A 12,898-nucleotide genomic window follows, 5' to 3' on the forward strand; every position below is an offset into this window, starting at 1 on the left:
TGAAGCATAATCGGGTTTGCCGGGATATCCACCCGCATGGCCATACACAAGAGGGCGACATGAACGACAAGGCAACACCAGGCTGGCAGGGGGATATCTGGTTGGCTGACGATTACTGCCTGCTGCGGTCGACGCTAGGCAGGACCGACAGCCATGTGCACTACGCGCACCAGGTGCTTGTCGGCCTCGGTGCGGATGTCGAGGTGCGCCTGGGCGAGCAGATCTGCAGCGGCCCCCAGGTGCTGATCGCGTCGCGGCAACCCCATGCCATCCTCAGTCATGGCGTACCGTGCCTTACCCTGTTCGCCGAACCGCTGGCGTTCGACCTGGCAAACCTTGCCCACGCCTGCGAGCAAGCCGGCAACAGCGCAGAGCAACTGGCAGAAAACCTTGGGCGCTGGCCGCGCCGCCCGCTCGACCCGCGTCTGGAGAAAGCGCTCGAGCGAATCCGCGCACTCGATGAGCAGACCTTGCCGGCACAGGAACTGGCCAGCACAGCAGCACTGTCGATCAGCCAGCTGGAACGCCTGTTCAGCGGTTCACTGAAACTGTCAGTGCGCCGGCTGGTGCTGTGGCAGCGCTTGCGCGTGGCCCTGCAACGGGCGCTGGGCGGCGCCAGCCTGACCGAGGCGGCACTGGCGGCGGGGTTTGCCGACTCGGCGCATTTCACCCGCAGTGTTCGCCACCAGTTCGGCCTCAGCCCCGGGGCCGCTTTGCGTCACTTGCGCCTACGTACGCTCGGCTAAAGCCTGGCGCAGCCCCGCCGGCAATACCGCAGGTGGATGAACATCCCCGCTTGCCCACGGCTCACGCAACTGCGCCAGGTACGCCTGCGGATAGTCCGGCCGATCACCGATACCCATGTCGTCGTCCGCCAGCGCATAGCCAGGCAGGTACAGTAGCGTGCCAAGCAGGCGGTCCCAGAGCGGAAAGAACAGGGCAAAGTTGACGTCGCCGGTGCTGCCATACTTCAGGTGATGCAGGCGATGCACCGGCGCCCAGGCAAACACATGGCGCAAGCCGCCAATGCGCATGTCCACATTACTGTGCTGTAGCAACAGCTGGATAGACACACTGAACGCCAGCAACGCTGCCACCTCCACGGGTAAGCCGAGCAGCAGCAGCGGCAAGGTGCCGCCCAGGGTTTCGAGCAACTGGTGTACGGGGTGTTTCATCAAACCATTGAAGCCGTACAAGCGGGTGACACTGTGGTGCACCGCATGCAGACGCCACAGCAGCGGGCTACGGTGGCTGGCGTAATGCACCAGGGTGATGCCCAGGTCGGCCAAGGCAATGGCCAGCAGCAACTGCAAGGCCAACGGCCACTGATCAGGCCAAAGGCCTGTTCCCGGCAGCCAGTGGGCAAGCAGCGGGATGGCCGCCACACTGCAGAGGGTCAGGCATTCGTTGATCAGTGCATGGCAAAGGTCGCGGCGGCTGTCGCCTTGTGCCTGATTCCAGGCGGCCTTGTAAGGGATGAGCCGTTCGCAGGTGAATGACAGCAACACAGCACTGGCCAGCAGTGGCAGCAGCCACAACGGGTGGTCTGCCAGTGACAGTGCCGCGGCAATGAAACCGAAGAAAAATAGAGGGGCATAGAGGGTGCGCATGGGTCACTCCAGATAGTCAGGAGCCACCAGTGTCGGGCCTGACGCCAGGAGGGCGCTTGAAGGAACGGCGCATGTACAGGCCCCTCATACCGCCTGCGCGACCGGCCCCTTCAACTCCACCTGGTTGCCATCCGGGTCGTAGCAGTACAGCGAAAGCCCCTCGCCTTCGGCGCCATAACGCTTTTCTGCGGGCTCTACCTTTACCCCGGCAGCGTCCAGGTAGGCGGTCAATGCGGCTTCGTCGAACGGCTCGATACGCAGGCAGAAATGGTGCAGGTTGCGCCCTTCCACCCCAGGTGCCGCCCCGCCCGGCCGCCCCAGCGGGCCGTCCAGGGTCACCAGGTCGATCATTGCCGTGCCCGTGGCCAGGTGCACCATGCCCAGGTCTTCGCGCACGCGGCTGACCGCGCAACCAAGCAACTCGGTGTAGAAAGCAACGCTGCGCGGCAGGTCGCTGACCCGCAACACGAGGTGATCGATATGCTTGATGGTGAACGGTCGCATGCCTGGGCTCCTTATGGCGTTTACGCAATGACGTTCGCCACCATAGCCCAGGTCGCTGGAGCGTGACCAGAATCAGCTACTCGTTCACCAACCGTTGCAGAACGCCCCCTTCATGCTGCGCCAGGATACGCAGCAGCTGGTCGACCAGCGCCCGGTCTGGTGCATCCAGGTGAAAATGGTGCCCGCCCGGGTGCCAGGAAACCTTCGCCTGGCTGGGCAAGGCGGCCTGACGCCGGGTAAAGGCCTCGCCGGTGAAAGCCCCCTGGCGGCCGAACAGCAGGTACAACGGGCAGCGGATCTGGTTCAGCAGGTCGCACGCTTCGCGCTCGGTCAGCGGCATGGGTTCGGGCAACACCAGCCGCGGGTCGTGACGCCAGCAGTAGCCATCGCCCAGTTGCAGCAGGTCGCGCAATGCCAGCAGCCGTGCGGCACCTTCCGACAGCTCGGTGTCCAGGCGCTCGCGGCGTTGCGCCAGGGCGGTGTCCAGGTCGTCGAAACGGCCGACGTCCGGCTCGGCAAAGCCCGGCAGCTGGCTGCGCTGGACCATGCGCCTCAGTCGATAGGCCCGCGCCAGGTGCTGCACGCGGTCATCCTCGGCCACCGTGAACGGTGCCCCCATACCGTCGAGGAAGGTCATGCTGGCAATGCCGCTGGTCATGGCCGCCAGCAGCGACGCTACACCGGTGCCCATGCCATGGGCCAGCACATGAAATTGCGCCAGGCCCAGGCTGTCGGTCACCGCCAACATGTCTTGGGCATGCTCCCATAAATAGTAGCCACTGTCGTGGCGGCGATGGTCCGAACGACCATGACCGACCAGGTCGGGGGCCACCACGAAGCAGCCGTCCAGCATCGGTGCCAGGCGTTCGAACGAGGCAGCGTTATCCAGCCAGCCATGCAAGGCCAGTACGGGAATACCGTCTTCGGCGCCCCAGGTGCGGACCGCTATTTCAATACCATCGAGGTCGAGCAGGTGATCTTTCGGACTGCACAGCGAACGCATTGCAATTCTCCTTGGCTGCCTGCGCCTTAGCCTGCCTCACCCTCTCGCAGATCCCCCCTCGCTGCTAGCCCCTCACCGACCCGCGCATGCGCAGGACCGACCGTTGCCGACAACTATCTACCGCACCATGACGCCTTGATGAGCGTGGACTATCCGACCCCAACGCAAGAGATCGTTGCCATGACCCACCCCACGCCGTTACATCAAAGCCAGATAACCCGAACATTACCGAAATGGAGCAAGGTTCTTCACCCCGCACATACGCACAAGGTGCTGCAAAGCCTGCGCAAGGATTATCTGGCTGAAGATGGCTCCCCTTACTCGTGGTACGCCGCTGCCGATGAGCCAGCGCGTGAGCAGTTGCGCAGCGCTATCGAAACGCGGGACAAACGCCTGGTACAAGTCAGGCAGGCACTGGCGGGTTTCAAAGACATCATCGGCTTCTGTACCCCTCTGCTGACCGAGCGCTTGAAGGTGAGCGTGCCCGTAGACAGGGCGCAATATGTGTTCCAGCCCTTTGAACCCGATGCCAACATCTGGGTCGGCGTACCCGACGTAGAAACGCCCTTGGTCCCGCACCTTGAGGTGGATGTCCTGGCCACTCGCCCTGTGGGCGAACCGCAAACACGCAGCTTGCTGGAGGCAGCCCTGCACAACTTCGAGGGCCTGGCCGAAGTAGGGGCTTACAGCAGACTCACCAGCGCTGCGGGCAGCGCTACGCTCCTACCGGACCTGACAATGGCGGACTTCGTCAACCACTGCCGGGCCCTGGACCTTGGCAAACGCTATCAAGAGCACCTGCTGGCAACCCATGAGGGCGCCAATCGCGCCGAAGTCCAGCGCCGGTCGATAGCAGCAAGTCGCGAGGCCCTGAGGGTCCAGGCACTGATTGCAAAGCTCAAAGGCCTGCTGAGCAAACCTGGGCTCGATGCGCTTGGCCAACTGTGCGATGGCGAGCCTCACCCCACCTATGAAAAACAGCCACTGCATTGCTGGAACTTCAGCCTGTTCGGTATCCCCGTCCACGAAATACTGTTCATCGGGCCAGACAATCCTGACCGGAAAAACCCCTGTGTCCTGTATATGCCTGGCGATAGCGAGCATCCTATAAGGGAGTTTGCTTCTCGTCAGGAAGCCGGTAAACACCTGCGCAGCCGGCTATTGCAAAGCGAGTTTCGCCGAACCGTGGTGCATTTCGCCTACAAAGACAGGCAAAAGGAACTGGCCGACAAACTGGAACATGCGCTGTTCGAAACGGATGAAGCAGGCAGACGCAAACCCCGAAACATGCCCGTACTGCCTTTCACCCCCTCGCCAATCAGAACCGACCCTTGGGCGACCTTGTACAACGCACACCTTGCGCGCATGAAGGCCGACGCAAAAACCATTGCGGTCCCTACCGCCGAGGTCGACGCCAGGGCCCGCGACAAGCGCCTGAAGCACTGGCTTGAGCTGGGCATGAATATGCTGAACGTCGCCGCGTTTTTCGTGCCTGGGTTGAACACGGTCATGCTTGGCGTTTTCGCTTACGATCTGATGAGCTCGGTTTTCACCGGCTTCGAGGCCTGGGAACAAGGCGATACCCGGCAAGCACTGGCGCAGCTGGAGTCGTTGGCAATCAACGCGGCGGTGATTGCCGGTTTTGCCACGGGCGCCAAGATCGTCCAGGCGTCAGGCTTTGTGGATGCGCTGACAAGTGTGTGGCATGAAGACAAAGAACTGCTCTGGCACCCCGACATGACGCCCTATGCGAGCACAGCGGCTATCCCTGAAGGGGCCCAACCCGACTTGCTCGGCCACGTGCACATCGATGGGAAGACCTACCTGAAGCTGGATGGGACGCTGTACGAAGTGTTTCAGGACGCAGAACAACAATGGCACGTGCGTCACCCCGATGACGCGCAGGCTTATGCCCCACGCTTGCTGCACCATGGTAACGCCCGCTGGCAACTGGCCCATGAACAGCCTCTGGAATGGGACCGCGAACAACTCATGCGCCGCCTTGGCGGCTATGGTGCAGGCCTGGACGAGCGCGAACTGGACACCGCCCTGCGCAGTACCGGTACCGATCAAGCCGTGTTGCGCCGTGCCCACGCAGCCGGCCTGCGTCCACCCGCCTTGTTGCTCGACACGCTACAGCGCCTGCAACTGGACAACCAGGCACAACAGATCATCACCCGCGTACGCCATGGGCTGCCGCTGGCTGCGTACGAAAACTTTGCCTTGCCTGAGTTGCTGCGCCTGCCGGGCTGGCCTGAGGGGCACGTGCTCAAGGTTTACCAAGGGCCAGAGCCTTGGGGCGAATCTGTGCACTACGGCCCTGTCCACCCGGTTGGCCAGGTAGAAATCGAAGTTACCCGTAACGACCTGGACAATGGCCAGTTGAGCCAGACAGTGTTAGCTCAGATGGGTGAAAAAGCCGTTCTCCAGGTGCTCGGCGACACGCCGACCGAGCACCGATCATCCGCATTGAACAACCTGCTCGCAGAACACCTGGAACAACATCGCGGCGCTCTGCTAAGCAGCCTGCAACAAAGTCACCGCCCCACCCTCCCCCCAACCGCGCAACCGCTCGCCCGGCAGTTTCCCGGCCTGCCGGATAGCGCCCTTGAAGCATTGCTGGCCAACATCGGCAACGCCGAACGGGAAAGCCTGACAAACGGACGGGTGCCGCTTCGCATCGCCGAGGAAGCTCGCCTTCTGCAAGCTCGAGCGCGGCTTGACCGCGCCATCCTGGGCATTTTCAGGCCCAGCCTGGCCAACGACGACAGCCAGCGCCTGCAACAGGCGCTGCAAGCCGAACACCCGCAGGCTGACTCGGCCCAGTTGCTACAGCTTGCCCTTGGCGACCGCCAGCACTGCGCCTCACTGCTAGGCCAACAACCCATCAACCCCAGGTTCCGCTCGCCCTTGCGGTTGGCCAACGGCCAGCTTGGCTATCCCCTGAGCGGCCGTGGCTTGCACGGGCGAGCCTTGCCGGCCGCGCGTCGACTTCGGGCACTCTACCCCGAACTCAGCAGCCAGCAGATCAGCGTACTGCAAACCGAACTCGCCCAAGGGGGGGACCTGGGTAGCGCAATCAGCCAGCTGGAAGCCGAGCAGCGCGCCCTCAACCGTGATCTCAACCGCTGGGTTGGCACCTCGCGCACCCTGGATGAACGCTTTGATCGCCAGCAATTCACCGAGCGGCTGATGAGTGCTTCGCGGCGTGAAGGTGGCGCGCAACGCGCAGTGCTTGTGCTGAGCCACATGCAACTGGAAGCACTGCCAGCGTTCACTGCCCGTATGCCGCATATCCGGCAACTCGTCATTGATGGGTTGCAAATGCGGCGCCTGGAGGGTGGCTTCCTGGCAAACTTCCCTGACCTGGACACCCTGGAAATCATCGGCAACCCGGAGATTGACGCTGAAACATTGTTCGAGGCGCTCAAGTCTGCCCCACGGCTACGCGAACTGGGCCTGACAGGCAATGGCTTGACTACGCTTTCAGCCACTGCCCAGCAGGCCATCGGGGCGATGCCTGGCCTGCGGGTACTGGGCCTCAGCCGTAACCGGCTGCGGCTCGATGACGCCAGTCTTGCCTTCCTGACGCGCTTGCCCCTGGATGCACTCGGCCTGGGCCACAACCAGATCACACTGGATGAACGCCTTGCCGCCCAGTTTCAGGACATGATCCACCCCAAGGTGCTGCACATGCCTCGCAACCCATTGCAGCTGGCGCCCGACCTGCGCTTCATGGCCCGCCTCAGCCACCTGGACCTTGAGCGTTGCGAACTGCAGCAGTGGCCCGACAGCCTGACAATCCTCATGAGCCAGCCCCAGTACCAGCTGCGCTATCTGAACCTCTCCTCCAACCGTATTCGTACCGTGCCAGACTTGTCAGGTGTACTGCGCACCCCGTTCGCCCGCGATGTGGCCGCGCGCTTGCCCGAGCGCCGCTGGCTGTTCAACTACAACACACTGGAAGCCGAGGCACGTGCGCGCCTGGGCAGTAGTGGCGTCAATGTATTCGAGCACGCAGAAGACGTACCGCCGTGGCAAGGTTTTATCCGTGGCGGCGCGAGCAGTGCCGAAGAGCAGCTGTGGAGCGATCTGTTTGACCAAGGTGAAAACGCAGCGTTGCTGGGGGTGCTCGAACGTGTTGCCCAGTCGGCAGAAGCGCGGCGTGATGCCGAGGCGCTGAGGGAGCGTGTATGGGAGCTGCTGGATGATGCTGCCCACGACACCGTGTTGCGCGAACGCCTCGCCACCGTGGCCGGGGACTTCCCCCCAACCTGCGGCGACGCAGGAGCCGACGCCTTCAGTGCCTTGGAGATAGAAGTGCTGGCCCACCACGCTGCCGGTCATGCCGGTAGTCGGCCGGCCGATCTGCTGAACCTGTATCGAAAATTGTATCGACGCGATCAGGTCAATCAACTGGCGGACCGCATCAGCTGGAGACGGTCCTTGCGCAAGCAGGCGTTGCTCGATGATGCCTACGACGAAGATCTACCCTCATACGATGTGCTCGACGAGCCCTCTGCCTTTCCGGACTCCGCCCTGGAAACCGGGCTGGTGGACGATATCGAGCTGCGCCTGGCCTTGCGCCAGTCCTTGGCTACCGTGCTGGACTACCCTGAGCCCAGCAGCGGCATGCTGCACCGCAGCACGGCCAGGATCAACCGGGCAATCATCGACAAGGTGAAAGCTGCGGTCCTTGTGCTGGATACGGATGCCACCGCTCGAGAGCAATGGTTGAACCGGCAGCCGGGCTGGGTTGAGTACCTGAAGCGAGAGCATGCAGCGCAGTTCAGCCTGATTACCGACTTTTGGCGCCCAGGCCTGGACTACCTGTATTACTGCCTGGATGAAACCGCTGACCCGGTGACGTCCCTGGACAGTTCCTTGCTCCGAGCCCTGGCCAGCGTCATGCCTGAAAGCCCATTGGATGCCAGCGGCATTCTGCGACGCGTGGCGATCAACGAGCAGCAGTATCGCCAGGGGGTGGACGTGCTGACCGCCGAGCAGCAACAGGTTGAAACCGGTCTATTGACCAGCCTCACTCGCCAACTGCAGACACTCGGCAGTTAAACCGTACTCGGTCGCCGCGCAGGTCTTCAAAGAGGCCTGCCGGCCATCTACCTGGCAGAACACACGCCGACACCCGCATACGCCCGACCTGGGCAGGCAATTATCTACCGCACAGAGCGCCAGCGTATGCGGCCCCATAGCGGCTCCCGTCCATGGAGTGCCGACATGAGCCACACCCCTTATCACCACGCGCAAATGGTGCGAACCCTGCCCGGCTGGAGCAAGGCGTTGCACAGCGAGCATGCCAGCCAGATCATGGCGCGCTTGCACAAGGACTACCAGGACAGCCAGGGTAGTACCTGCGCCTGGTATCAACAGGCAGACGAACCCACCCGCCAGGCCCTTCGCCGCGCCATCGCCAAGCGTGATGCCAGCAACAGGGCCTTGCATGCAGCGCTCGGCAACCTACAGGGCGTGACCGAGTTCTGCGCCCCCTTGCTGCAAGCACAGCTCGACATCGACACCCCGGTCACCCAGGCGCAATACGTTTATCAAGCCACCACTGTGAAGCAACCAGGCGGGATGCCCGGGGGCCCGGCAGTGCCGCATGAGCAGGGCGAGATCGTGCCCAAGGGAGCCCCGCAATACCGCAGCCTGCTCGAAGCGGCCCTGCACAATTTCGAAGGCACTGCCGACACCACGCGGTTCAGCCGCCTGCAGCACAGCCGCCAGGACATCAGGTCCATGGCTGGGCTGACGGTGGCAGGCTTTATCGACCAATGTCGGGCGCTGAACCTGGGTCGGCGCTACCAGCAGCACCTTGACCAGGTCTTCGACGGAGCAAACAAAACCGCGTTGCAGCAGCTGGCTATCAACGCCCGGCGTGACGAGTTTCGTGTGCAAACCCGTATCGCTGCCTGCAAAGGCTACCTCAGCCCCGCCGGCTCTTGCGCGCTGCAAGGCCTGTGTGCCGAAAACGCCAACCCCACCTATCAAGGCCGCCCCCTGCGTTGCTGGCAGCTGCAGTTGTTTGGCATCCCGATACACGAACTGCTGTTCATCGCGCCCATGCAAAACCGCAAGCATGACCCGGTATTTCTCTACAACCCGGTGGATGGCGATGCGCTCAGGGAGTTCGCTTCGCTGGGCGATGCACGCAAGTACTTGCGCCAGCAACTGCTGCAGGACGGCTACCGCAAGCGCTTCGTCGCCCTGGCATTGCAATCACAACAGGCAACGTTGAACAAGCGGCTCGCGCGCGCCCTGTACAGCAACGCTGACCAGGATGACGGGGCACAGCTGAAACCTCGCAAGTCGATACACCTGGAATCCATCGACAGAAACCTGCCAGATGCCCCTTGGGCATTACTGGAATCCAGCCACCTTGCCCGCCTGAGAGCGGATGCTCGCCGGGTCGCGGTGCCCACCGAAGATGTCGACGCCAGGGTACGCTTGCAGAACATCGAATACTGGCTGGACCTGGGCATGACCGTGCTGAATGTGGCAGCGATGGTCGTGCCATGCCTGAACCCGATCATGCTGACCCTCGGCGCCGCGCAGATCATGGGCAGTGTGTTCGAGGGCATCTCGGCCTGGGAGGAAGGTGACAATGACGAGGCTGCAGCCCAGCTTGAATCGGTGTTGCTGAACATTGTGACGGTGGCTGCCGTAGGTGCCGGTAGCGTGGTGCTGAAGGCCTCCGGCTTCGTCGACGCCATGCAGAGCATCGTCAAGGATGGCAAGGACTACCTGTGGAACGCCACGTTGCAGGACCATGCAAGCCCGGTGTCGATTGCCGAAGACCTCGCACCGGATGTACAGGGCCGCTATACGGTGGACGGGCGCCACTACATACGCATCGAGGGCGTTGTGTACGAACAGTTGCAGGAACGCGGCCAATGGCGGATTCCTCACCCGCAAGACCCGCAGGCCTATCGGCCAGTGGTTCGGGACAATGGCGCAGGCGCGTGGCGCGCGGCACACGAGGTGCCACTGGAGTGGGATGACCTGCAGCTGTTGCGGCGCTTGGGGCCGATCAGTGAAGGGCTGGGTGACAGCGAGTTGCAGGCGGCACTGCAGTGCTCAGGGGTGCAAGGCAATGAACTTCGCCAAACCCAGGTCGCCGCGCAGCATCCCCCCGCCTTGCTGGCCGACGCACTCGACCGACTGAAAGCGCGAAACCAGGCCAGTCTGCCCGAAGAAGCCGGGCCACTGGCCAGGCAGTTCCCGGGCCTGACGCAGCGTGCCATTGGGCAGATCATGGCCAGGACCTGCGCCCGTGAACGTCTGCTATTGGGACAAGGCAGGGTACCCTTGCGCGTCGCCGAAGAAGCCCGGGCCTTGCAGGCACACGCCCGCCTGAGCAGGGCCTTGCTGGGGCTCTGGCGACCTGACCTGGCCACTGCCGACAGTGGCGTGCTGGATGCCGCGCTCAAAGCCGAGCACCCTGGCCTCGATGCACGACAACGTTATGAAATGGCGGTCGCCGATCGCCTGCATGCAGCCAGGCTGATCGGGCAGCAGCCGATCAGGCCAGGCTACCGTTCACCGATGCGCCTGGCCGATGGGCGCATCGGCTACCCACTCAGTGGAAGGCTGCCTTGGGCGAATACTGCAGATCGACGCCTGCGTGCGCTCTACCCTGGCCTGAGCGCAAGCGAGCGCAATACCTTGCGGGGCCAACTACGCCAGCGCGGTAGTGTCGCGGCGCAGCTCAGGGCGCTGGAGATCGAGCGTGACGCCCTCGACGTCACGCTGCGCACCTGGGTGAACCAGAGCACTGAAACCCAACGCGACAGCAGCGGCGTGGTCCGAGATCTGTTAAATGCAGCCTGGCGTCGTGACGACCCTGACAACCTGACGCTGCAGCTGCTGCACATCGACACGCTGCCATCGTTGCCGGCTCGCTTCGATCACATCACCACCCTGAACATTCGCGCCACCGGCATCCGCGAGCTGCCCGCAGACTTTTTCCAGAGCTTCCCCTCCCTGCGCACACTGCGCCTGGCGCTAAGCCCGGAACTCGACTTCGAAGGCCTGTTCCAGGCACTGGCCTGCACCCCGCAACTGGAAGTACTGGAACTGGGCAACAACCAGCTCGGCAGCCTGACCGAGGTGATGCGTCAGCGCCTGGGAGGCCTTACCCGCCTGCGCCGGTTGAGCCTGCGTCTGAACAGGTTGCAACTTGCCGAAGCCGACTTGCAGACCCTTGCACAACTCCCCCTCGAAAACCTTGATCTGGAGAACAACCACATTGTGCTGAGTGAAGCCCTGGCAGCACGTTTCGCCGGCCTGCGCAGCCTGCGCGACCTGCGCCTGACCAACAACCCACTGGGGCAGGCGCCCGACGTGAGCGGCCTGTCGTCCCTGGCCAACTTGCAGTTACGCAACTGCGGCCTGCGTGAATGGCCGCGCGGCCTCACCTCATTAATGACGCAGGCGGACCTGCAGTTGCGTCACCTCAGCCTGAGCTACAACCCGATCGAACAATTGCCGGACCTCGATCAGGTACTGACCAGTCCCTTTGCCGACGCCCTGCGTGTGCCAGGTCGCGATACCTTCTGGGACTTCAACGAAAACAACCTGGGCGCCGAAAGTATCCGCCGCCTGCGCACGGCTGGCGTCGAAGTGCACGGCGGCGATGAGCTGTCGGATATCAGTGTGGACTTCTGGCTCGTGGATGCCAGCCCGGAACAGGCGCAGCTCTGGGACGAGCTGTTCGAGGGTGACGCAAACCAGCATTTGCGCGAAGTGGTCGAACGCATGGCGCACTCGCGGCAAGCCGAGCGCAACGTGCGCGGGCTGAGCCGGCAGGTCTGGCAGCTGCTTGAACAGGCTGGGCGAGACGAGGCATTGCGCACCCATCTGGACAATGTCGCGCAAGACTACCCGCCCACCTGTGGCGACGCTGGTACCGATGCATTCAGTGCCCTCGAGCTCGAAGCCCAGGTGTTCAGGCAACTGGCCGAGGAAGCGGAGCGCCCTGTCTACCTGTTCAACTTTTTCCGAAACCTCTACCGCCGAGAAATGGTCAACGCCCTGGCCGAACGGATCCAGCTCGCCCGCCAGGCCCGCCAGGCGCGTTTGCTGGAGCTGGAACGGCTGCCCGCCCAGGCTCAGCCCGCAAGGCTCGACGTGCCTGAGCTGGACCGCCTGGACGAACTGAGTGACAACGCCCTACTCACTGGCGGCACGGACCTGATAGAAATACGCCTGGCCTTGCGCCAGTCACTGGCAGAACCGCTCAATTTCCCGGAAACCAGCCAAGGCATGCTCTATCGCCAAGAAGCGATGATCTCGGCACGTGTGGCCAGCAATGTCGAACGCGCTGTCCTGCGGCTCGACGATACCGCTACAGAACGCAGGGCCTGGGTTGCGCGGCAGCCCAGCTGGCAGCGTTACCTTGCCCAACGTTTCGCCAGCCGCTTCACAGCGCTTGACGAGCGTTGGTACCAAGGCATGCAGTACCTGGACTATTGCCTGGATGCCGAGAGCGAAGCGGTCACTTCGTTGGATGGCGCGGTGCTGCAGGCCCTCACCGACGCACTGCCCGCGCCACCGCTGGATGCAAACGGCCAACTGCACAGAATGGACCTGGGTAGCCAGGCTTACGACGTGGCCAGCCGGCGCCTGAATGCCGGGCGTGACCAACAACGCGAAGCGTTGTTTGAAACGCTCACCCGCGCGCAAGACCCGAACAACTGAAGCTCTTATTTGGACAGGTTTACCTGAAGTCTCTCAGTCAAGCCATTTGGGGCCGCTTTGCGGCCCT

6 protein-coding genes are annotated in these 12,898 nt (G+C 63.0%); 3 read left to right on the forward strand and 3 right to left on the reverse strand.

Translation table 11 applies throughout. The annotated features are described in order from the left end of the window. Nucleotides 1-59 precede the first annotated feature (59 nt). Nucleotides 60-746: a helix-turn-helix domain-containing protein gene (locus tag N805_RS11665; protein ID WP_019473836.1), complete on the forward strand. Its 687-nt coding sequence runs from the start codon at nucleotides 60-62 to the stop codon at nucleotides 744-746. On the opposite strand, the gene N805_RS11670 is transcribed toward N805_RS11665, so the two are convergent. The 3 genes from N805_RS11670 to N805_RS11680 form a co-directional block, all read right to left on the reverse strand. Next, nucleotides 729-1,610 carry a sterol desaturase family protein gene (locus tag N805_RS11670; protein WP_019473835.1) on the reverse strand — a complete coding sequence of 294 codons (882 nt, stop codon included), beginning with the start codon at nucleotides 1,608-1,610 and terminating at the stop codon, nucleotides 729-731. The genes N805_RS11665 and N805_RS11670 overlap by 18 nt on opposite strands. A gap of 84 nt (nucleotides 1,611-1,694) precedes the next feature. Then, nucleotides 1,695-2,114 carry a VOC family protein gene (locus N805_RS11675; RefSeq protein ID WP_019473834.1) on the reverse strand — a complete coding sequence of 140 codons (420 nt, stop codon included), beginning with the start codon at nucleotides 2,112-2,114 and terminating at the stop codon, nucleotides 1,695-1,697. A 76-nt stretch (nucleotides 2,115-2,190) separates the two neighbouring features. After that, the gene (locus N805_RS11680) at nucleotides 2,191-3,117 is read right to left on the reverse strand and encodes an alpha/beta fold hydrolase (RefSeq protein ID WP_028613550.1); all 927 of its coding nucleotides are present in this window, start codon (nucleotides 3,115-3,117) and stop codon (nucleotides 2,191-2,193) included. Between the two features lie 138 nt (nucleotides 3,118-3,255). Here N805_RS11680 and N805_RS11685 point away from each other — a divergent pair, with 138 nt between their 5' ends. After that, nucleotides 3,256-8,187: an NEL-type E3 ubiquitin ligase domain-containing protein gene (locus tag N805_RS11685; RefSeq protein WP_329959582.1), complete on the forward strand. Its 4,932-nt coding sequence runs from the start codon at nucleotides 3,256-3,258 to the stop codon at nucleotides 8,185-8,187. A 165-nt stretch (nucleotides 8,188-8,352) separates the two neighbouring features. Beyond that, on the forward strand, nucleotides 8,353-12,831 hold the full coding sequence (locus N805_RS11690; protein WP_028613548.1) for a dermonecrotic toxin domain-containing protein: 4,479 nt from the start codon (nucleotides 8,353-8,355) through the stop codon (nucleotides 12,829-12,831). Nucleotides 12,832-12,898 lie beyond the last annotated feature (67 nt).

The organism is Pseudomonas putida S13.1.2 (genome assembly GCF_000498395.2).
GTDB classification, from domain to species: Bacteria; Pseudomonadota; Gammaproteobacteria; order Pseudomonadales; family Pseudomonadaceae; genus Aquipseudomonas; species Aquipseudomonas putida_Q.